The organism is Pseudomonas sp. TH34 (assembly GCF_016650865.1).
Taxonomy (GTDB): domain Bacteria; phylum Pseudomonadota; class Gammaproteobacteria; order Pseudomonadales; family Pseudomonadaceae; genus Aquipseudomonas; species Aquipseudomonas yamanorum.
Genome location: NZ_JAEKFB010000033.1, coordinates 579,690 through 599,238, shown reverse-complemented (window position 1 = coordinate 599,238; position 19,549 = coordinate 579,690). Strand labels below are relative to the sequence as shown.

Genomic DNA, 19,549 nt, shown 5'->3' with positions numbered 1-19,549 from the left:
GCCGAGGAAATGCTGGCGGTACACGTCGTCGAGTTGGGCAAAGTGGTAGCTGCCGGTGATCTTGTCGGCGAACTTGTAGTCCACGCCGCCGAAATCGAAATGCTTGCCGGTGGCGCCGCTGAGGAAGCGGCTGTTCTTGTTATTGAGGCCAATGTCTTCGTAGTTAGTGTCGTCGCGGTCCTTGGCCTTGTTCAGGCGGCCGCCGGTAAACACCAGGTTCTTGAACTCTTTGGAACTCAACAGGCCGCCTTCAAACGTCTGAGGCAGGATGCGCCCGTCGTTGGGCTTGAGGATCGGCAACTCGGGGATCAGTGCGCCTATCTTCAGCTCGGTGGCGGAGATCTTCACTTTGCCGGTCAGGCCGAGTTTGGAATATTCGTTGGCGGCGCGGCCATCATCGTGGGTGGGCAGCAGGCCGGTGCCGGTGCGGTCGGGACTGGAGTCGAGCTTGACCCCGAGCATGCCCAGGGCATCCACACCAAAGCCGACGGTGCCGTCGGTGTAGCCCGACTGCAGGTTGAGCATGAAGCCCTGGGCCCACTCGTCGCGCTTGGATTGTTGTGCGCTGGTGCCATCGCGAAAGTCGCGATTGAAGTACATGTTGCGGGTTTCGAGGGTGGCGGTGCTGTCCTCGAAAAAGGCGGCTTGGCCTACGGGCGAAAAGCCGGCAAAGGCGGCAGCACTGGCAAGGGCGGTCTGGGTGAAACGAGAAGAACGAGCGGGCGGCTGAGTGCGCAGCATCGTGGGTGTACTCCGTTTTATTGTTCTTATTTTGGCGAAAACGCTTCGAGGCGTTTTTCGGGCGCTACAGGTGAAATAGCTCGGCAGGCGAAACCCACCGTGGCTGGATGCTAAAGGGCGAAGCTTTCACTAACCTTTCAGTCGTCTTTCAATGTTTTCGGGCTTCACAGCACAGGTTGCGCCTGTAAACTCCCCGGCAAAGCGTGGCGCCGACCACCCCCGAACGAGGTAAAAACCCATGCGTGTCCTTCTGGTCGAAGACCATTTGCAGCTAGCCGAAAGTGTCGCCCAAGCGCTCAAGAGCACGGGTTTGACCGTCGACGTGTTGCACGATGGGGTGGCGGCGGACCTGGCCTTGAGCAGCGAGGAATACGCGGTGGCGATCCTTGATGTGGGCCTGCCGCGCATGGACGGTTTTGAGGTGTTGGCGCGGTTGCGGGCCCGCGGTAAAAATCTGCCGGTGCTGATGTTGACCGCTCGCAGTGATGTGAAAGACCGGGTGCACGGCCTCAACCTGGGGGCGGATGACTACCTGGCCAAGCCATTCGAACTGACGGAACTGGAAGCCCGAGTCAAAGCCCTGCTGCGCCGTAGCGTGTTGGGCGGTGAGCGGCAGCAGGCGTGTGGCGTGCTGATTTACGATCTGGATACGCGGCGCTTCACCCTGGGTGGCGAACTGCTGACCCTGACCTCCCGCGAGCAGGCGGTGCTTGAGGCGCTGATTGCGCGTCCAGGCCGGGTGATGAGCAAGGAGCAACTGGCTTCCCAGGTGTTCGGCCTGGATGAAGAGGCCAGCCCCGACGCCATCGAAATCTACGTGCATCGCCTGCGCAAGAAACTCGATGGCCAGCCTGTGGCCATCGTCACCTTCCGTGGCCTGGGGTACTTGCTGGAAGCTCGCGATGCATAAGCCCAGCAGCCTGCGCTGGCGCCTGCTGTGGAACCTGGCGCTGTTGCTGGTGGTGTTGATGCTCGCCAGCGGCTTGAGCGCTTACTGGAATGGGCGCGAGGCGGCCGACACGGCTTACGACCGCACGCTGCTGGCCTCGGCGCGGACCATTGCGGCCGGCCTGTCCCATCGCGACGGGACCTTGAGTGCCGACGTGCCGTACGTGGCCCTGGATACGTTCGCCTACGACAGCGCCGGACGGATTTACTACCAGGTCAACGATATTCACCAGAAGCTGATTTCCGGCTACGAGAACCTGCCGGGCCCGCCGCCGGGCACGCCGCGCACCGATGACTATCCGGCGCTGGCGCGCTTTTATAACGCCAAGTATCAGGGCCAGAACGTGCGAGTGGTCAGCCTGCTCAAGGCCGTCTCCGAACCGAACATGAATGGCATGGCGGAGATACGTGTGGCCGAAACCGATGAGGCGCGGGTCGCCATGGCTCGCAGCCTGATGGCCGATACTTTGCTGCGCCTGGGGATGTTGGCTGTCGGCGCGTTGTTGTTGGTGTGGTTTGCCGTGAGTGCAGCGTTGCGGCCATTGGAGCGTTTGCGCACGGCCGTGGAAGAGCGCCAGCCCGATGACCTTCGGCCATTGCCGCTGGTGGAAGTGCAGCATGAGTTGGGTCCGCTGGTTCGGGCGCTCAACCATTTCACTGAACGCCTGCGCGGGCAGTTCGAGCGCCAGGCACAGTTTATTGCCGACGCCGCCCATGAGCTGCGCACACCCCTGGCGGCGCTCAAGGCGCGCCTGGAGCTCGGCCTGCGGGCCGAAGACCCGGCCACCTGGCGCACCACCCTGGAAACCGCCGCCCAGGGCACTGATCGGCTGACTCACCTGGCCAATCAATTACTGTCGCTGGCTCGCATCGAAAACGGTGCCCGGGCGATTGCCGAAGGCGGGGCCCAGTTGCTGGACTTGAGCCAGCTGGCTCGCGAACTGGGCATGGCCATGGCGCCGCTGGCCCATGCACGTGGCGTAGCCCTGGCTCTGGAAGCCGATGAGCCAGTGTGGCTGCGAGGCGAGCCGACCCTGTTGAACGAGTTGTTGAGCAACCTGGTGGACAACGCCTTGGCCCACACGCCGCCGGGTGGCAACGTGATCCTGCGGGTGACGGCGCCGGCGGTGCTTGAGGTGGAAGACGACGGCCCGGGAATCCCGCTGGATGAGCGGGATCGGGTATTCGAGCGGTTCTATCGGCGCAGTCAGCAGGGCTTGGGTTCGGGCTTGGGGCTGGCGATTGTCGGTGAGATCTGTCGGGCACATCTGGCGCAGATCAGCTTGCATGATGGTGAGTTGGCGGGGTTGAAGGTGCGGGTCAGTTTTATTGCAGGGTAATCAGTAAAACATCGACCGCGCTTCATCCAGCTCGGTGCGCAAGGCGTCGCTGTGCGGGTCGAGGCGCAGTTTCTTGATTGCCGGCAGCGTCGATAGCGGCACGCTGGCGAGCGGATGGTCGGTGTTGCGGTGGCAATACAGCACGGCAACCTGCACCAGGTCGATATAGTCCAGGCGCTCGGAGTCGCGCTCCAGGTCGAGGTATTGCCCTGGCAGGTTCACCAGCATTTCCGGGAAGTCCCAACGTCGCAGCAGTTTGTCCCCCAGCAGCGGGTGGATGCTTTCAATCACGTGGTTGAGGCTGACGGGGTCAGCCAGCAGCTCATAGTGATCTTCGGCATAGGTCAGGATCGGCAGCACGCCAATCTGGTGCACCAAGCCACCGAGGGCCGCCTGGTCAGGCTTCAACTGGCTGTGGTTGCGGCACAGCGCGTAGCTCACGCCGGCCACTTCCAGGCTGCGTCGCCACACGTCGCGCATCTTCTGTTCGACCACGTCGGAACGGGCGTGGAAGATCTGTTCCATCACCAGCCCGATCGACAGGTTACTGCTGTAGTTGGTGCCCAACCGGGTGATGGCGGTGTGCAGGTCAGTGACTTCCTGGGTCGCGCGCAACAGCGGGCTGTTGACCACTTTGATCAGCCGCGCCGACAAGGCGGTATCGCGGCTGATCACTTTGCTTAGATGGCTGATACTGATGTCCGGGTCTTCGGCGGCCTGACGAATCTTCAGGGCTACTTCCGGCAACGTTGGCAGAACCAGGTCATCGTTATCGATGGCCACAACCAACGCCTGTTGGACTTTTTCCGCCAGCATGTTCATTCATGATCTCTAGGGTGTTGCAAAAAGGTACGACGATCAGCGCTGGATCTCGCGATCACGGTCCAGTTGGTAGGGCAGGTCGAGCAACTGAAGGCCCGGGCCTTCCAGCGTGCCTACATGCACATCGCCACTCTCTGCTGCTTCGGCTTGCAGCACCGCTAGAAGTTCAATCCCTTGGTCGGCACGGGCGGCAACGACCACCTCGCCGATGGCACTGTTGTGAGTCGGGGAAAACAGTGGGGTGCCTGGCTCCGGCAGTTCACTGGCAGCCAGGCTCAGGCGGTACAGGCGGCGCTTGAGTTTGCCCAAGTACTGCATGCGCGCGACGATTTCCTGGCCGGTGTAGCAGCCTTTCTTGAAGCTGACGCCGCCGATGGCTTGCAGGTTGAGCATTTGCGGGATGAACAGTTCGCGGGTCTGAGGCATGACCTGGCCGATGCCGGCACGGATCTGGCCCAGCAACCACTGGTTCAGTTCACCTTCGTTCAATTGCCCGGCGAGTTGGCTGTGCAGCGTTTCAGCCTGGGCGGCGGGGGCCCAGAGTTCGGCGCGGCCTGGCGATACGCGGATGGCGATCAAGTCGTCACTGCGCACCACGCTGTTGGTCTCGGCGGGTAGCTCGAGGCCGAGGCTGGCCAGTACCTGATCCGCATCCGATACACCGAAGCGCACCCAGGCGGCGCTTTCGTCGGTAAGTTTGGATTTGGAGAACACGGCGTACTTTTTCAGGTCCGCCAGTTGCGGCTCCAGCAGTTCGGTCGCCATGGCCAGCAGCACGCCATCGCCTTGCAGCAGAATGCGGAAGCTCGACTGCATGCGCCCCTTTTGGGTGCAGCGTGCGCCCAGGCTGGCCTGGGTGTCACTCAGGTAGTTGAGGTTGCAGGTCAGTTGTCCCTGGAGGAACTTGGCAGCGTCGGAGCCGCGGACGGCAAGAACGCCTTCGTGGGACAGGGGACAGAAGAAAGCAGAGTCAGCCATGGGTCATCGCAGGTTAAAAAGTCATGAGTGCATCATAGAGGGGCGCCCGGCAAATGGATAGTTTCCGTATGGCCGACCAAAGCCGACTGTTCCAGGCAGCGTCGGCCTGTATACTTGCGCTCTATTTGAGGAGCGCTCCATGGTCGAAGATGTAGAACTCAATCGCCTCTACTGGCACAGCCGCCGCGGCATGCTTGAGCTGGATGTGTTGCTGGTACCGTTCGTCAGGGAGGTCTATCCGCACCTCAACGACGTCGACCGCGACTGCTACCGCAAGCTGCTGGAATGCGAAGATCAGGACATGTTCGGCTGGTTCATGGAGCGCGCCGAATCGGAAGACCCGGAGCTGCAGCGCATGGTTCGGATGATTCTGGATCGTGTCCAGCCCAAGTAATACGTTCGAATGCCGCTGGCATGCCTCCGGGCAGTTGCTGGCGGTTTATCTTTTCGCCCAGGCGTTCGCATTGGGTGCGTTGTGGTTTCTAGACGTTCCCCCGTGGATTGCTGCCTTTGGCGCCTCGTTGTGCCTGGCCCATGCCGGTTGGGTGTTGCCGCGTCATCTGCTGCTGACTCACCGTTCGTCGATTCGTGGCCTGCGTCGCGATGAGGAGGGCTGGCAGCTGTGGAGCGCCGCTCGTGGCTGGCACCGCGTGCAACTGCGCCCCGACAGCCTGGCGTTGCCGTTGATCGTGGTACTGCGCTTTCGGGGGCAGGGTGACTGGTGGGTGCGTTCGATATGTGTGCCGCGGGATTCGCAGGCCACCGATGTGCATCGGCGCCTGCGGGTGCGCTTGAAGTTCAGCCGCCGTAGGTGGTTGGCACCAGAATAGTGTCGCGCGCTTCGGGTAGCATTTGCGGGTAGTCGAGGGTGTAATGCAGGCCCCGGCTCTCCTTGCGTTCCATGGCCGAGCGAATCATCAGTTCCGCCACCTGGGCCAGGTTGCGCAGCTCGATCAGGTCACGGCTGACTTTATAGTTGCTGTAGAACTCGTCGATCTCATCCAGCAGCAGCCGAACCCGGTGTTGCGCCCGCGCCAGGCGTTTGTTGGTGCGCACGATCCCCACGTAGTCCCACATGAAGCGCCGCAGCTCGTCCCAGTTGTGAGCGATGATCACGTCTTCGTCCGAATCGGTGACCTGGCTGGCGTCCCAGCGGGGCAGGGCAGCCGGCACCGGGATGCGCGGCAGTTGTTCAAGGATGTCGGCGGCGGCGGAGCGGGCGTATACGAAACATTCCAGCAGCGAGTTGCTGGCCATGCGGTTGGCACCGTGCAGGCCGGTGAAGCTGGTTTCGCCGATGGCGTACAGGCCGGGTACGTCGGTGCGCCCGTGCTGGTCGACCATCACGCCGCCGCAGGTGTAGTGCGCCGCCGGCACGACCGGGATCGGGCCTTTGGTGATGTCGATGTTGAACGCCAGGCAGCGCTCGTACACTGTTGGGAAATGGGTCTTGATGAAGGCTTCGGGCTTGTGGCTGATGTCCAGGTAGACGCAGTCGATGCCCAGGCGCTTCATTTCATGGTCGATGGCCCGGGCGACGATGTCTCGTGGGGCCAGCTCGGCTCGTGGGTCGAAGCGCTGCATGAAGCGTTCGCCGTTGGGCAGTTTCAGGTGCGCGCCTTCGCCCCGCAGGGCTTCGGTGATCAGGAAACTCTTGGCTTGCGGGTGATACAGGCAGGTGGGGTGGAACTGGTTGAATTCCAGGTTCGCCACCCGGCAGCCGGAACGCCAGGCCATGGCGATGCCATCACCGCAGGCGCCGTCGGGGTTGCTGGTGTAGAGGTAAACCTTTGCTGCGCCGCCCGAGGCGAGAATCGTGAAGCGGGCGCCGTAGGTGTCGACTTCGCCGCTGGCGCGGTTGAGTACATAGGCGCCGAGGCAGCGTTCGCCCGACAGGCCCAGGCGTTTTTCGGTAATCAGGTCGACGGCGACTCGCTGCTCCAGCAATTCGATGTTGGGGCGTTGGCGCGCTTGGTCGAGCAGGGTCTTGAAGATTGCGGCGCCGGTGGCGTCGGCGGCATGGATGATGCGCCGATGGCTGTGGCCGCCCTCGCGGGTCAGGTGGAACTCGAAGCCGCCGTCGTCGGTGCCTGAATGTTCATCGCGGGTGAAGGGCACGCCTTGGTCGATCAACCATTGGATGGCTTCGCGGCTGTGCTCGACGGTGAAGCGCACCGCTTCTTCATTGCACAGGCCTCCGCCGGCATTCAGGGTGTCTTCGACGTGGGATTGCACGGTGTCGGTGTCATCCAGCACCGCAGCGACACCGCCCTGGGCCCAGAATGTCGAACCGTTGGCCAGGTCACCCTTGCTCAGAACGGCTATGCGCAGGTGGCCCGGCAGGGTCAGTGCAAGGCTCAAGCCCGCGGCGCCGCTGCCAATCACCAGGACATCGTGTTGAAACTGTTGGCTCATTTGAAGGATTCCGCAAAAAGCGATCCGAAGGGGGCGCAAACAGGACGCCTGGATCGGCGAATCAAAGGGTCACACGGCCCACTAGTATATAGAGGGGGGGAGCGGCACAATAGCCGGGCATTCGTGGCATTGTGAGACTACGGTCGACGAACTGCACGGCTTTCGTGAAACTGACAGCGATTGGGATGGGAACTTTTTGCATAAGCCCCGACTCAATAGCAGGATGCCCGAAAGCTGGGAACACGCTGGATTTGCTGATCGGCGCCTGTGTCAGGTGCGTCAGGAAACTGGCGACAGATTATTCGCGCAGCCGGCATAGCCCGCGCTGCGTTTTTCGTGTGTGCCAAATCAGTGCGTACCGGAAACTTGCTTGGAGGGGGAGAACTTTTGCGAAAAGCCCGAGTCTATGTTTGCAAGCCTGATCGATTAGTTATGCAAGCCTCCTTCAAGTACAACGAGGAGTGTTCATGCTAACCCAGGAAGAGGATCAGCAGCTGGTCGAGCGCGTTCAACGCGGTGACAAGCGGGCATTTGATCTGCTAGTGCTGAAATACCAGCACAAAATTCTCGGGTTGATCGTGCGGTTTGTGCACGACACCCATGAAGCGCAGGACGTTGCACAGGAAGCCTTTATCAAGGCGTACCGTGCACTCGGTAATTTTCGCGGTGATAGTGCGTTTTACACGTGGCTCTACCGCATCGCCATTAACACGGCGAAGAACTATCTGGTTTCACGCGGTCGCCGCCCGCCGGATAGTGATGTTAGTTCGGAAGATGCTGAATTTTATGATGGTGATCACGGCCTCAAAGATCTCGAGTCGCCGGAGCGTGCATTGCTGCGCGACGAGATCGAAGGAACCGTCCATCGCACTATTCAACAACTGCCAGAAGATTTGCGTACCGCGTTAACTTTACGTGAATTCGATGGTCTGAGTTACGAAGACATTGCGAGCGTCATGCAATGTCCGGTGGGTACCGTACGTTCCCGGATTTTCCGGGCTCGGGAAGCCATCGATAAAGCCCTGCAGCCGTTGTTGCAGGAAAACTGAGACAGCGGCGACAGCCAAGAGAGGAACCGCCATGAGTCGTGATGCCCTGCAGGAATCGCTGTCCGCAGTGATGGATAACGAAGCGGATGAACTGGAACTTCGTCGAGTGCTTAATGCATTTGATGATGCCGAAACCCGTGATACCTGGTCTCGTTACCAAGTCGCTCGGGCGGTGATGCACAAGGATCTTCTAATCCCTCGTCTGGATATTGCTGCGGCCGTTTCTGCTGCGTTGGCTGATGAAGCCGTTCCGGCAAAAGCTGCTCGTGGTCCTTGGCGTAGCCTTGGCCGTCTGGCAGTCGCTGCTTCGGTGACCGTCGCTGTTCTGGCAGGTGTTCGCCTGTACAACCAGGACGAAATCGCCGGTGCCGAACTGGCCCAGCAGACCCAGCAACCGGTCATGGCCGGTCCGCAGGTCAAGGGTCCAGCCGTACTGGCCGGCTACAAGGAAAGCTCCGATACCACCGGGCCTATGGCCAACGGTGTACTTCAAGGGCAATCCGGCTGGCAAGATCAGCGTCTTCCTGGCTACCTGCGCCAACACGCACAGGAATCGGCCTTGAAAGGCACTGAAAGCGCTCTGCCATACGCTCGTGCTGCAAGCCTGGAAAACCGCTAGTCCGCCAAGGAGCTTTATGCGCGCCATACCGCTCCTTGCGCTTTTGCTCAGTGGCTGGTTTGTAGTCCCCGCCTATGCCGACGAAGCCCAAGACTGGCTGACGCGGCTTGGGCGGGCGGAGCAGCAACAAAGCTTTCAAGGCACCTTCATCTACGAGCGTAACGGTAGTTTTTCTACCCATGACATCTGGCACCGTGTCCAGGATGGTCAGGTCCGTGAGCGGCTTCTGCAGCTCGATGGTTCTGCCCAGGAAGTCCTGCGCGTTGATGGCCGTACCCAATGCGTGAGCGGCACGCTGGTTGCCGGGCTCGGGGGCTCCCCCAACGCCACAGCACGCACCCTTGATCCGCAAAAACTCAAAGCGTTCTACGACCTTGCCGTCATCGGCAAATCGCGTGTGGCCGGTCGAAATGCGGTGATCGTCTCAGTGACTCCTCGCGATCAATACCGCTATGGTTTTGAGCTGCATCTGGATCGCGAAACCGCGCTGCCACTGAAGTCATTGTTGCTTAATGATCAGGGCCAGTTGCTGGAGCGATTCCAGTTCACCCGGCTCAATACATCGGTGCCTGACGATCGTGATTTGCTGCCCAGCGGCGAATGTACGCCGGTCGCTGTGACCAGCGCCAAGACCCCGGAGGTCGAGATTCCTCAGGATTGGCGCCTCGATTGGTTGCCGCCAGGCTTTCAGTTAGTCAACAGCAGCGCTCATAAAGACTCCCACACCAAGGTCACTGTCAGCAGCTTGATGTATGACGATGGCCTCGCGCGTTTTTCGGTGTTCCTGGAGCCGCTTAACGGCGCAACCGTGACCGAGACGCGCACCCAGTTGGGCCCGACAGTTGCCGTATCGCGGCGTCTGAATACCCTGGAAGGCGAGGTGATGGTGACCGTCGTCGGCGAAATCCCGATTGGCACCGCCGAGCGAATTGCGCTGTCTTTACGCAGCGGCACCACGCCCGCCAAGCCGTGAGTTGTTAATCCTATGTTCATCCTGATATTTCAATGTTGCGCAGGAGAGAGTCGATGCCTGCCTCTACCGAGAGACATGAAATGTCTGGATCATTTTTTTCACTTGCTAAAATCTCCTATGTTTTTTATAGGTCAGGGCTTCTCGGCCCTGGCCTTGTTTTGTTCGCGGAACAAAAATGTCGGTCGCAGTTTTTTCGGCGTTTATTGAACCCTGTCGCTCAACCCTGCTCGTCGTAATGGGAGCTGTATGTCGATACCACGTTTGAAGTCTTACCTATCCATTGTCGCCACGGTGCTGGTGTTGGGTCAGGCCGTTACCGCGCAAGCGGCCGAGCTGCCTGATTTCACCCAACTGGTGGAGCAGGCTTCGCCTGCCGTGGTGAACATCAGTACTACGCAAAAGCTGCCGGATCGCAAAGTCTCCAATCAGCAGATGCCTGACCTTGAAGGCCTGCCGCCGATGCTGCGGGAGTTCTTCGAACGCGGCATGCCCCAGCCGCGCACGCCGCGTGGCGGTGGCGGCCAGCGGGAAGCCCAGTCCCTGGGCTCGGGCTTCATCATCTCGCCTGACGGTTACATCCTCACTAATAACCATGTGATTGCCGATGCCGACGAGATTCTGGTGCGCCTGGCTGACCGCAGTGAGCTGAAAGCCAAGCTGGTAGGCACAGACCCACGTTCCGACGTGGCCCTGCTGAAAATCGATGGCAAGGACCTGCCGGTGCTCAAGCTGGGCAAATCCCAGGACCTGAAAGCCGGGCAATGGGTCGTCGCCATCGGTTCGCCGTTTGGTTTTGACCACACCGTGACCCAAGGCATCGTCAGTGCCATCGGTCGCAGCCTGCCGAACGAAAACTACGTGCCGTTCATCCAGACCGACGTGCCGATCAACCCGGGCAACTCCGGCGGTCCGCTGTTCAACCTGGCGGGCGAAGTGGTCGGCATCAACTCGCAGATCTACACCCGCTCCGGTGGTTTCATGGGCGTGTCGTTCGCGATTCCGATCGACGTGGCCATGGACGTTTCCAACCAACTGAAAACCGGTGGCAAAGTCAGCCGCGGCTGGTTGGGTGTTGTGATCCAGGAAGTGAACAAAGACTTGGCTGAATCCTTCGGTCTCGACAAGCCAGCCGGTGCCTTGGTCGCGCAGATCCAGGACGATGGCCCGGCAGCTAAAGGTGGCCTGCAAGTCGGCGACGTGATCCTGAGCATGAACGGCCAGCCGATCGTCATGTCTGCGGACTTGCCACACCTGGTGGGCGCACTCAAGGCCGGCAGCAAGGCCAAGCTGGAAGTGATCCGCGACGGCAAACGCCAGAACGTTGAGCTGACCGTCGGCGCGATTCCGGAAGAAGGCGCGGCGCTTGATGCGTTGGGCAACAGCAAACCGGGTGCCGAACGCAGCAGCAACCGCCTGGGCATTGCCGTCGTCGAGTTGACCGACGAGCAGAAGAAGAGCTTCGACCTCAAGAGCGGTGTAGTGATCAAGGAAGTGCAGGACGGCCCTGCCTCCCTGATCGGCCTGCAACCAGGTGATGTGATTACCCACCTGAACAACCAGGCCATTAACTCCACCAAAGAGTTCACCGACATCGCCAAGGCGCTGCCGAAGAACCGCTCGGTGTCGATGCGCGTCCTGCGTCAGGGTCGTGCTAGCTTCATTACCTTCAAGCTGGCCGAGTAATCCGCTAGTCCAATAAAAAGCCCCGCTCTCGATATACGAGAGCGGGGCTTTTTTGTGGCTGTAAGGTTTAGCCCATCATGTCTTTGATCATGCGTTCCTGGTCGATCAGTTCACGCTGTCGTGCATCGATGCGTGATGAGAGCGGGAAGTTGCTGCCGGCGCGACGCTTGGCGAAGTCCAGTTGCTGGATGGCCTGCTTGAAATCTCCCACCAGGGCGAAGTATTCGGCGCGGGCCTGGTGCAGGCCGATGATATTGCCCGACAAGCCACGGGTTTCTGCGACCTGGTACCAGACATCCGGATCGTCTGTGCGTGATTTAAGCAGGCCTTCCAGGGCTTTTTCCGCGTCAGCGGTACGGTTCTGCTTGAGCAGCAGGTCCACCCGCACTTGGTTCAGTGGGTAGTTGCCTGGATATTGCGTCAACATCCGGTCCGTGCGCTGCTGGGCATCCGGAAGACGATTGCTGGTCATGTCCAACTCGATCTGCGCCAGGTTGTAGGTGATGTCGTTGGGTGCCTTGGCCAGCAGCGGCTTGAGGTTTTCCCGGGCCAGGTTGAACTGCGCGCCTTTGATCTGGGCGATGGCCAAGCCATAGCGCGCCACATCATTTTTCGGGTTTTCATCCAGCTGAGCCTGGAAGCGCTTGGCTGCCAGGCCTGGAGTGTCTTCGTAATACAACTGCACGCGCGCGCGGATCAGTTGGTAGCGCAGGCTGTCTTCAGTGCCGCCCGGCTTGGCTTGCTCCGCGCGGTTGCGGGTATCGGCGATCCGCGACTCGGTGACCGGGTGAGTCAGCAGGAATTCTGGTGGCTTGGCGTCAAAGCGGTACTGGCGCATCAAGCGCTCGAACATGGTCGGCATGGAGCGCGGGTCGTAACCAGCCTTCTCCAGGTTGAGAATGCCGATACGGTCAGCCTCTTGCTCGTTTTGCCGGGAAAAGCGGCGTTGCTCCTGGATGGCGGCGGCCTGGCTGCCGGCAATTGCGGCAATGCCCGCATCACCTGCACCCGCGGCGGCGGCGATGATGCCGCCGAGCAGCGCTGCCATCATCGGGATCTGCATGCGCTGCTGCGCTTCCACGCCTCGGGCGAAGTGCCGTTGGGACAAGTGAGCCAATTCGTGGGCCAGTACCGAGGCATATTCGCCTTCGGTCTGGGCATTGAGGAACAGGCCGCCGTTGACCCCGACGATGCCGCCAGGTGCGGCAAAGGCGTTCAACTGCGGGCTGTTGATCAGAATGAATTCCAGGCGCCGGTCATTGACCTGGCTGGTCTCCACCAGTTTGTACACGCTGGTTTCGACGTAGTCCTTGAGCTGCGGGTCGTTGAGCTGCGAGACCTGGCCACGCAGGTAGGCCAGCCATGCCCGGCCCAAATCGTATTCCTGTTTTGGCGAGACAATGGCAGAACTGGCGTCGCCAAGTGACGGCAGGTCGTCAGCGAAGCCTGGAGAGGCCAGCAGGCAAGCCAGCGTCAGCAGGGTAGGGCGCAAAAAAGTCATGCACAAAGCCTTTCGACAAAGACCTTACTGTAGCCGGACACTGAGCTTCGGACCAGATATTCTAAGCGCCCCCGATGCCCACCCGGAGCAAAACCATGACCGACGCTGTAGCCTTCGATGCCGAACTGGATGCCAGTGGCCTTAACTGCCCGCTGCCATTGCTCAAGGCCAAGCTGGAACTCAATCGGCTGGCAAGTGGCGCGGTGCTCAAGGTGATCGCCACGGACGCGGGTTCCCAGCGGGATTTCCGTACGTTTGCCAAGTTGGCCGGTCACACCCTGTTGCATGAAGAAGACGAAGCGGGCGTCTATCGTTACTGGTTGCGCAAGGCCTGAATCGCTTGAATATGCTGTCCTTATCGCCTGAGGTTTATTGATGTTCAAAGTGTTACGTGACTGGATTCAGCGCTACTTTTCCGATGAAGAAGCCGTGGTGCTGGCCGTCCTGCTGTTTCTTGCCTTTACGGCCGTGCTCACCTTGGGCGGCATGCTGGCGCCGGTATTGGCAGGGATGGTGCTGGCGTACCTGATGCAAGGCCTGGTCTCCATCCTGGAGCGTTTGCGATTGCCGGGCGGGGCTGCGGTGGGCTTGGTGTTTGCCTTGTTCATGGGGCTGTTGCTGGTGTTTATCGTGATCGTGGTGCCCTTGTTGTGGCATCAGTTGATTACCTTGTTCAACGAGCTACCGGGCATGCTCGCCAAGTGGCAGTCATTGCTGCTGCTGTTGCCCGAGCGTTATCCGCATCTGGTGTCGGACGAGCAGGTATTGCAGGCCATTGAAGTGGCCCGCGGTGAAATCGGAAAGTTCGGACAATGGGCGTTGACCTTTTCTCTTTCGAGCTTGCCGTTGCTGGTCAACATCATGATCTACCTGGTACTGGTGCCGATCCTGGTGTTTTTCTTCCTCAAGGACCGCGAGATGATCGGTCGTTGGGTGCGAGGCTACCTGCCCCGTGAGCGCGCGCTGATTACCCGGGTCGCCGAAGAAATGAATCGGCAGATAGCCAACTACATCCGTGGCAAGGTCATCGAAATCTTTATCTGCGGTGGCGTCACCTACATCGGCTTTGTCGCACTGGGGCTGAACTACGCTGCCCTGTTGGCGCTGCTGGTAGGTGTTTCAGTGGTGGTGCCATACGTCGGTGCGGTGGTGGTGACAGTGCCGGTGATGTTGATCGCGCTGTTCCAGTGGGGCTGGAGTGATCAGTTCATCTACCTGATGGCGGTGTACGGCATCATCCAGGTGCTGGACGGCAACGTGCTGGTGCCGCTGCTGTTCTCCGAGGCGGTGAACCTGCATCCGGTGGCGATCATCTGTGCGGTGTTGTTGTTTGGCGGGTTGTGGGGCTTCTGGGGGGTGTTCTTTGCGATCCCCCTGGCGACATTGTTCAAGGCGGTGCTGGATGCCTGGCCTCGGCAGGAGCCTGTTGTAGCGCCGTTACTCTGATATTCGTGGTGCCGGTGCAGGCCTCATCGCGGGCAAGCCCGGCTCCCACATTGACTGAGTTGTCCTGTTGAACAACGATCACATGTGGGAGCTGGCTTGCCTGCGATAGCTATTTCAACGCCAGCAAGTGAATCAAGCCTTGTTGAGCGCCTGCGCCGCTGCCAGCACAGCATCCACATGGCCTGGCACTTTCACACCACGCCATTCCTGACGCAGCACGCCATTCTTGTCGATCAGGAAGGTGCTGCGATCAACACCCAGGTATTCCTTGCCATACAGCTTCTTCAGCTTGATGACATCAAACAGCTGGCAAACCGCTTCGTCCTTGTCGCTGATCAGCTCAAAGGGGAATTCCTGCTTGGCCTTGAAGTTCTCGTGGGACTTCACGCTGTCCCGGGACACGCCAAACACCTCGGTGTTGGCCGCCTTGAACGCTGCGTGCTGGTCACGAAAACCCTGGCCTTCAGTGGTGCAGCCCGGGGTGCTGTCTTTCGGGTAAAAGTAGATCACCACTTGCTTGCCCTTGAGCCCGGCAAGGCTGAAGGTCTGCCCGCTGGTGGCCTGGGCTTCGAAGTCGGCTACCGGTTTGTCGATGACTACTGCCATGAAAACTTCCTTACATTGGGTTCTGTGGGCGCCAAGGCTCGATCAGTGCGTCGAGGTTCAGAGCATCGGCGAAATCCAGGAACTGGTCGCGCAGCCAGCTGATCTGCACGCCGGCCGGTAAGGTCACGGTAAAGGTGGCGTTGAGCATGGTGCCGCCGGTCTGTGGAGCCTGATAGGTGTCGCAGGTCAGGTTTTCCAGTTCGACGTTATGGTCGATAAAGAACTGGCACAGCTCGTTGACGATGTCCGAGCGGTAGGCCGAGCTGACATAGGCAACATAAGGCAGGGCCTGGGGACGGTTTTCCAGGGCGGCGCTACGCACCACGTTGACGGTGAAGTCATGCTTCTTGGCCAGCCCCGGCAGGCCCGTTTCAAGGCGGGCCAGGGCATCCCAGGTCCCGGAAATCTGCAGGACCAGCGCACTGCACTCGCCATGGCGGGTCAGGCGGGAGGTCACGACGGCGCAGCGGTTTTCATGGCTGGCGCGGCACAGGACGTTAGTCAGCTCCATGGGGTTGGCGCCAAGGGCACTGATGACAAGGAATTGTTCGCGGACTGTGGGGGTGGACATGCAGCCTTCCTAAAGCGATGAGCGGTCGATACGATGAAAGCGGTATCAATCAAAGGATGAAGGGTAGCGAAAACCATCGCCAAGGGCTAGGAGGTGGCGTTTTCATTACGTAATCAGCTTCATCAAACCCCGCTTTGGCCGAATGATGGCGTTGCTGCGAACTAAGTTGATCCAGAACGCATCCTCAGGCGGTACTTCGCTTGTACAAGCATCTTGGCGCCAGTACCATTACCGCTCTCTTTTTCCGGCAGGAGCGGTTGCATGATTGCGGGCAGTATGGTGGCACTGGTCACACCCATGGATGCACAAGGTAATCTCGACTGGGACAGCCTGGGCAAACTGGTGGACTTCCACCTGCAAGAGGGCACCAACGCCATCGTGGCGGTCGGCACCACGGGTGAGTCGGCCACACTGGATGTGGAAGAACACATCGAAGTGATCGAATTCGTGGTCAAGCGTGTTGCAGGGCGTATTGCCGTCATCGCCGGCACGGGCGCCAATTCGACCCGCGAAGCGATCGAATTGACCAGCAACGCCAAGAAAGCCGGCGCCGATGCCTGCCTGCTGGTGACCCCGTACTACAACAAGCCGACCCAGGAAGGCCTGTACCTGCACTTCCGCGCTATCGCCGAAGCGGTCGACATCCCGCAGATCCTCTACAACGTGCCAGGTCGCACCGCCTGCGACATGAAGGCCGAGACCGTGATCCGCCTGTCCACCGTACCGAACATCATTGGTATCAAGGAAGCCACCGGTGACCTGCAACGCGCCAAGGACATCCTGGCCGGCGTCAGCAGTGACTTCCTGGTGTATTCCGGTGACGACGCCACTGCCGTCGAACTGATCCTGCTGGGCGGCAAAGGCAACATCTCGGTGACTGCCAACGTCGCACCGCGCGCCATGAGCGAGCTGTGTGCCGCAGCCATTGCCGGTGATGCGGTCAAGGCCCGGGCGATCCACGAACAACTGGCACCGCTCAACAAAACCCTGTTTATCGAATCCAACCCTATCCCCGTGAAATGGGCGCTGCATGAGATGGGCCTGATGCCGGACGGTATCCGTCTGCCGCTCACCTGGCTCAGCGAAGCCTGTCACGAACCGCTGCGACAGGCCCTGCGCCAGTCCGGCGTCCTGGTTTAATTGAGGAAGCACTACGCATGAAGCGATTGGCCGGACTTTCCGCACTTGCCTTGATTATCTCCAGCACCAGTGGCTGCGGTTGGATCTGGGGCCCGGAAGGCTACTTCCGCGACCGCGGTAGCGATTACCTGGAAGCCCAACAAACCGCCCCGATGAAATTGCCGCCGGACGTCAATGTCGCCAAGCGCCTTGATCCGTTGCTGCCGATTCCGCGCAACGTGGCCGACGACACCTTCAAGGGTGAATACGAAGTGCCGCGTCCACAGCCGCTGTCGGCCGTGGCCGAGGCCAGCGACTACAGCCTGCAGAAGAGCGGCGACACCCGTTGGGTCATGGCCCAGCGCCCACCTGCCGAAGTCTGGCCGGTGGCCGTGCAGTTCTTCCAGGACAACGGTTTCCGCATTGACGAACAACGCCCGCAGACCGGTGAGTTCACCACCGCGTGGCAGCACACCAGCGAGCTGTCGGCGTCCATGGCCAAGCGCCTGCAGGCCGGCGGCGTAGCCAATGACAGCGAAGCCCGCATCCGCGTGCGTATCGAGCCAGGCGTGCAACGCAACACCAGTGAAGTCTATGTGGTGAGCGCCGAGCGTCCTGCCGGTAGCACCGCCAACGTCGACTTCACTCCACGTTCGGTCAACACCGGCGTGGACGCTGCACTGGTCGACGAAATGCTCGCCAGCATGAGCCGTATCTCCGAGAAGGGCGGTTCCGTCTCCCTGCTCGCCGCCGGTAGCTTTGACACACCTAGCCGCGTCAGCCTCAGCGAAGACGGCAGCGGTAACGTTGTGCTCAACCTGGGTGAAGACCTGGATCGCGCCTGGTCGAGTGTCGGCCGCGCGCTGGAGCACGGTGAATGGCGCGTTGAAGACATCAACCGCAGTCTGGGCCTGTACTACATCAACTTGGCCGAAAAAGCCGAGAAGAAAGACGACGAGCCAGGTTTCTTCGGCAAGCTGTTCGGCAGCAAGCCGACCAAGGAAGAGGTCGAGACTCGCGCCGAGCGTTATCAGGTTCGTTTGAGCAAGGTAGGCGAAAGCGTGCAAGTCACCGTCGAGAAGAACATCAACACCGTGGCGCCGGCAGAAGTGGCGCGCAAAGTGTTGGGCGTGATTCAGGACAACCTGGGCTGATCCGATGCGTTTTGCCGTTCTCGGCAGCGGTAGCCAAGGGAACGGCACGCTTGTAGCCCACGACGACACGTACGTCCTGGTGGATTGTGGTTTCTCCCTGCGGGAAACCGAGCGGCGCCTGCTGCGCCTGGGGGTTCACCCCGCGCAGCTGAGCGCGATTCTGGTGACCCACGAACATGCCGACCACGTGCATGGCGTGGGTTTGCTGTCTCGGCGCTACAATCTTCCGGTGTACCTGAGTCGCGGTACCTTGCGCGGGATGCGCAAACCGATCGAACCCGCAGGTTTGCTGGCCGGTGGTGAGCAATTGCAGATCGGTGCCTTGAGCATCGATGTGATTGAAGTGGCCCACGATGCCCAGGAACCGACGCAATACGTATTCAGTGACGGTGAACGGCGCTTCGGCCTGCTCACCGACCTGGGTTCCTACTGCGCCAAGGTGCTGGACGGTTATCGCGACCTCGACGCATTGATGATCGAGTCAAACCACTGCCGTGACCTGCTTGCACGGGGTCACTACCCGGCCTTTCTCAAGCAGCGGGTCGGCGGGCAGTTTGGACATTTGAACAACCACCAGGCGGCGTACCTGGTGTATGAGTTGGGCTGGCAAGACCTGCAACACCTGGTCCTGGCCCACCTGAGCAGCAAGAACAACCTGCCGCAGCTGGCCCGGCAATGTTTTGTCGATACCCTTGGGTGCGACCTGGACTGGCTGCAACTGGCCGATCAAGATTCAGGGCTCGACTGGCGACACATCGCCTAGCCCACCTACTTAGCAAGCGGAGCCCATCATGGAAAAACGTGAAGAACTCTACCGCGGCAAAGCCAAATCGGTTTACAAGACCGACGACGCCAACCGCTTGATCCTGCTGTTTCGTAACGACACCTCGGCGTTCGACGGCAAGCGCATCGAACAGCTCGACCGCAAAGGCATGGTGAACAACAAGTTCAACGCCTTCATCATGCAGAAACTCGAAGCGGCCGGCATTCCGACCCAATTCGACAAACTGCTGGGCGACAACGAATGCCTGGTGAAAAAACTCGACATGATCCCGGTCGAGTGCGTCGTGCGTAACTACGCGGCCGGTAGCCTGGTGAAGCGTTTGGGCGTGGAAGAGGGCCTCAAGCTCAATCCTTACACCTTCGAACTGTTCCTGAAAGACGACGCCAAGGGCGACCCGTTCATCAACGAATCCCACGTCGTGGCATTCGGTTGGGGCACCGCTGAACAACTGGCGCGCATGAAAGAACTGTCGCTGAAGGTCAACGACGTCCTGAGCAAACTGTTCGACGATGCCGGCCTGCTGCTGGTGGACTTCAAACTGGAATTCGGTGTGTTCCACGACGGCTCCATCGTCCTGGGCGATGAATTCAGCCCGGACGGCTGCCGCCTGTGGGACAAAGACACTCGCAAGAAGATGGACAAAGACCGCTTCCGCCAGGGCCTCGGTGACGTCATCGAAGCTTACGAAGAAGTCGCCAACCGTCTCGGCGTACCGCTGTAATCGACGCAAGCATCTGATAGCACGGAAAAAATCGCTTTGGCGCTTTGCTTCCAGGAAACAGGCTGTTATGATGCGCGCC

Annotated in this window: 21 protein-coding genes; 14 read left to right on the top strand and 7 right to left on the bottom strand. The window is 60.2% G+C overall.

The genetic code is table 11. The features are described from left to right. Positions 1-741: OprD family outer membrane porin (locus JFU58_RS28335; protein WP_201142875.1), on the bottom strand; the 741-nt coding region annotated here is incomplete at its 3' end. A gap of 238 nt (positions 742-979) precedes the next feature. On the opposite strand from JFU58_RS28335, the gene JFU58_RS28330 reads away from it, so the two are divergent. Together JFU58_RS28330 and JFU58_RS28325 are read left to right on the top strand one after the other, a co-directional pair. After that, positions 980-1,651 (top strand): response regulator, encoded by a 672-nt coding sequence (locus JFU58_RS28330; protein WP_003212008.1) that lies wholly within the window; start codon positions 980-982, stop codon positions 1,649-1,651. Next, positions 1,644-3,029 (top strand): sensor histidine kinase, encoded by a 1,386-nt coding sequence (locus JFU58_RS28325; protein ID WP_063032642.1) that lies wholly within the window; start codon positions 1,644-1,646, stop codon positions 3,027-3,029. The genes JFU58_RS28330 and JFU58_RS28325 overlap by 8 nt, the downstream gene beginning before the upstream one ends. Here JFU58_RS28325 and JFU58_RS28320 read toward each other — a convergent pair whose 3' ends face one another. Together JFU58_RS28320 and ygfZ are read right to left on the bottom strand one after the other, a co-directional pair. Then, the gene (locus tag JFU58_RS28320) at positions 3,030-3,851 is read right to left on the bottom strand and encodes an HDOD domain-containing protein (RefSeq protein ID WP_177070734.1); all 822 of its coding nucleotides are present in this window, start codon (positions 3,849-3,851) and stop codon (positions 3,030-3,032) included. Between the two features lie 36 nt (positions 3,852-3,887). Then, the gene (gene ygfZ, locus JFU58_RS28315) at positions 3,888-4,829 is read right to left on the bottom strand and encodes a CAF17-like 4Fe-4S cluster assembly/insertion protein YgfZ (RefSeq protein WP_201142874.1); all 942 of its coding nucleotides are present in this window, start codon (positions 4,827-4,829) and stop codon (positions 3,888-3,890) included. 139 nt (positions 4,830-4,968) lie between these two features. Here ygfZ and JFU58_RS28310 point away from each other — a divergent pair, with 139 nt between their 5' ends. Together JFU58_RS28310 and JFU58_RS28305 are read left to right on the top strand one after the other, a co-directional pair. After that, the gene (locus tag JFU58_RS28310) at positions 4,969-5,223 is read left to right on the top strand and encodes an FAD assembly factor SdhE (RefSeq protein WP_003212000.1); all 255 of its coding nucleotides are present in this window, start codon (positions 4,969-4,971) and stop codon (positions 5,221-5,223) included. Further along, a complete protein-coding gene (locus JFU58_RS28305) occupies positions 5,207-5,659 on the top strand; it encodes a hypothetical protein (protein ID WP_201142873.1) in 453 nt (150 codons plus the stop codon). The genes JFU58_RS28310 and JFU58_RS28305 overlap by 17 nt, the downstream gene beginning before the upstream one ends. Here JFU58_RS28305 and nadB read toward each other — a convergent pair. Then, positions 5,628-7,244: an L-aspartate oxidase gene (nadB, locus tag JFU58_RS28300; RefSeq protein WP_177070731.1), complete on the bottom strand. Its 1,617-nt coding sequence runs from the start codon at positions 7,242-7,244 to the stop codon at positions 5,628-5,630. The genes JFU58_RS28305 and nadB overlap by 32 nt on opposite strands. 467 nt (positions 7,245-7,711) lie before the next feature. Here nadB and rpoE point away from each other — a divergent pair, with 467 nt between their 5' ends. The 4 genes from rpoE to JFU58_RS28280 all read left to right on the top strand — a co-directional run bounded on the left by rpoE (position 7,712) and on the right by JFU58_RS28280 (position 11,568). Further along, complete coding sequence (gene rpoE, locus JFU58_RS28295; protein ID WP_003172477.1) at positions 7,712-8,293, top strand: RNA polymerase sigma factor RpoE; 582 nt, start codon at positions 7,712-7,714, stop codon at positions 8,291-8,293. Between the two features lie 31 nt (positions 8,294-8,324). Next, positions 8,325-8,912 (top strand): sigma-E factor negative regulatory protein, encoded by a 588-nt coding sequence (locus JFU58_RS28290; protein WP_003172479.1) that lies wholly within the window; start codon positions 8,325-8,327, stop codon positions 8,910-8,912. 16 nt (positions 8,913-8,928) lie between these two features. After that, positions 8,929-9,885, top strand: coding sequence for a MucB/RseB C-terminal domain-containing protein (locus JFU58_RS28285; protein WP_201142872.1), 957 nt, complete (start codon positions 8,929-8,931; stop codon positions 9,883-9,885). A 246-nt stretch (positions 9,886-10,131) separates the two neighbouring features. Further along, a complete protein-coding gene (locus JFU58_RS28280) occupies positions 10,132-11,568 on the top strand; it encodes a DegQ family serine endoprotease (RefSeq protein WP_026078208.1) in 1,437 nt (478 codons plus the stop codon). Between the two features lie 67 nt (positions 11,569-11,635). Here the strand turns inward: JFU58_RS28280 and JFU58_RS28275 are convergent, their stop codons facing one another. Continuing rightward, on the bottom strand, positions 11,636-13,069 hold the full coding sequence (locus JFU58_RS28275; RefSeq protein ID WP_201142871.1) for a M48 family metalloprotease: 1,434 nt from the start codon (positions 13,067-13,069) through the stop codon (positions 11,636-11,638). Positions 13,070-13,164: 95 nt separating this feature from the next. Here JFU58_RS28275 and JFU58_RS28270 point away from each other — a divergent pair, with 95 nt between their 5' ends. Further along, complete coding sequence (locus JFU58_RS28270) at positions 13,165-13,404, top strand: sulfurtransferase TusA family protein (RefSeq protein WP_003211989.1); 240 nt, start codon at positions 13,165-13,167, stop codon at positions 13,402-13,404. Positions 13,405-13,444: 40 nt separating this feature from the next. Further along, on the top strand, positions 13,445-14,515 hold the full coding sequence (locus JFU58_RS28265; protein ID WP_003211986.1) for an AI-2E family transporter: 1,071 nt from the start codon (positions 13,445-13,447) through the stop codon (positions 14,513-14,515). Positions 14,516-14,647: 132 nt separating this feature from the next. Here JFU58_RS28265 and JFU58_RS28260 read toward each other — a convergent pair whose 3' ends face one another. Together JFU58_RS28260 and JFU58_RS28255 are read right to left on the bottom strand one after the other, a co-directional pair. After that, positions 14,648-15,121 (bottom strand): peroxiredoxin, encoded by a 474-nt coding sequence (locus tag JFU58_RS28260; protein WP_076015932.1) that lies wholly within the window; start codon positions 15,119-15,121, stop codon positions 14,648-14,650. 10 nt (positions 15,122-15,131) lie between these two features. Then, positions 15,132-15,692, bottom strand: a complete 561-nt coding sequence (locus tag JFU58_RS28255; RefSeq protein ID WP_003172487.1) for a glycine cleavage system protein R — start codon at positions 15,690-15,692, stop codon at positions 15,132-15,134. Between the two features lie 261 nt (positions 15,693-15,953). On the opposite strand from JFU58_RS28255, the gene dapA reads away from it, so the two are divergent. Genes dapA through purC form a run of 4 tightly spaced genes read left to right on the top strand, consistent with a single transcriptional unit; the run spans position 15,954 to position 19,470 of the window. Further along, positions 15,954-16,832 (top strand): 4-hydroxy-tetrahydrodipicolinate synthase, encoded by an 879-nt coding sequence (dapA, locus tag JFU58_RS28250; RefSeq protein ID WP_063032623.1) that lies wholly within the window; start codon positions 15,954-15,956, stop codon positions 16,830-16,832. Positions 16,833-16,849: 17 nt separating this feature from the next. Next, the gene (gene bamC, locus JFU58_RS28245) at positions 16,850-17,965 is read left to right on the top strand and encodes an outer membrane protein assembly factor BamC (protein ID WP_017479250.1); all 1,116 of its coding nucleotides are present in this window, start codon (positions 16,850-16,852) and stop codon (positions 17,963-17,965) included. 4 nt (positions 17,966-17,969) lie between these two features. After that, positions 17,970-18,728 (top strand): MBL fold metallo-hydrolase, encoded by a 759-nt coding sequence (locus tag JFU58_RS28240; protein WP_201142870.1) that lies wholly within the window; start codon positions 17,970-17,972, stop codon positions 18,726-18,728. A gap of 28 nt (positions 18,729-18,756) precedes the next feature. Further along, entirely contained in the window at positions 18,757-19,470 is a 714-nt protein-coding gene (gene purC / locus JFU58_RS28235) for a phosphoribosylaminoimidazolesuccinocarboxamide synthase (protein ID WP_003211975.1), read from the top strand. The last annotated feature ends 79 nt before the right edge of the window (positions 19,471-19,549 follow it).

Bases quoted from the DNA above. Each gene is read 5' to 3' on its own strand.
- JFU58_RS28330 (WP_003212008.1), top strand. From the start codon at position 980: ATGCGTGTCCTTCTGGTCGAAGACCATTTGCAGCTAGCCGAAAGTGTC.
- JFU58_RS28325 (WP_063032642.1), top strand. From the start codon at position 1,644: ATGCATAAGCCCAGCAGCCTGCGCTGGCGCCTGCTGTGGAACCTGGCG.
- JFU58_RS28320 (WP_177070734.1), bottom strand. From the start codon at position 3,851: ATGAACATGCTGGCGGAAAAAGTCCAACAGGCGTTGGTTGTGGCCATC.
- ygfZ (WP_201142874.1), bottom strand. From the start codon at position 4,829: ATGGCTGACTCTGCTTTCTTCTGTCCCCTGTCCCACGAAGGCGTTCTT.
- JFU58_RS28310 (WP_003212000.1), top strand. From the start codon at position 4,969: ATGGTCGAAGATGTAGAACTCAATCGCCTCTACTGGCACAGCCGCCGC.
- nadB (WP_177070731.1), bottom strand. From the start codon at position 7,244: ATGAGCCAACAGTTTCAACACGATGTCCTGGTGATTGGCAGCGGCGCC.
- rpoE (WP_003172477.1), top strand. From the start codon at position 7,712: ATGCTAACCCAGGAAGAGGATCAGCAGCTGGTCGAGCGCGTTCAACGC.
- JFU58_RS28290 (WP_003172479.1), top strand. From the start codon at position 8,325: ATGAGTCGTGATGCCCTGCAGGAATCGCTGTCCGCAGTGATGGATAAC.
- JFU58_RS28285 (WP_201142872.1), top strand. From the start codon at position 8,929: ATGCGCGCCATACCGCTCCTTGCGCTTTTGCTCAGTGGCTGGTTTGTA.
- JFU58_RS28280 (WP_026078208.1), top strand. From the start codon at position 10,132: ATGTCGATACCACGTTTGAAGTCTTACCTATCCATTGTCGCCACGGTG.
- JFU58_RS28275 (WP_201142871.1), bottom strand. From the start codon at position 13,069: ATGACTTTTTTGCGCCCTACCCTGCTGACGCTGGCTTGCCTGCTGGCC.
- JFU58_RS28270 (WP_003211989.1), top strand. From the start codon at position 13,165: ATGACCGACGCTGTAGCCTTCGATGCCGAACTGGATGCCAGTGGCCTT.
- JFU58_RS28265 (WP_003211986.1), top strand. From the start codon at position 13,445: ATGTTCAAAGTGTTACGTGACTGGATTCAGCGCTACTTTTCCGATGAA.
- JFU58_RS28260 (WP_076015932.1), bottom strand. From the start codon at position 15,121: ATGGCAGTAGTCATCGACAAACCGGTAGCCGACTTCGAAGCCCAGGCC.
- JFU58_RS28255 (WP_003172487.1), bottom strand. From the start codon at position 15,692: ATGTCCACCCCCACAGTCCGCGAACAATTCCTTGTCATCAGTGCCCTT.
- dapA (WP_063032623.1), top strand. From the start codon at position 15,954: ATGATTGCGGGCAGTATGGTGGCACTGGTCACACCCATGGATGCACAA.
- bamC (WP_017479250.1), top strand. From the start codon at position 16,850: ATGAAGCGATTGGCCGGACTTTCCGCACTTGCCTTGATTATCTCCAGC.
- JFU58_RS28240 (WP_201142870.1), top strand. From the start codon at position 17,970: ATGCGTTTTGCCGTTCTCGGCAGCGGTAGCCAAGGGAACGGCACGCTT.
- purC (WP_003211975.1), top strand. From the start codon at position 18,757: ATGGAAAAACGTGAAGAACTCTACCGCGGCAAAGCCAAATCGGTTTAC.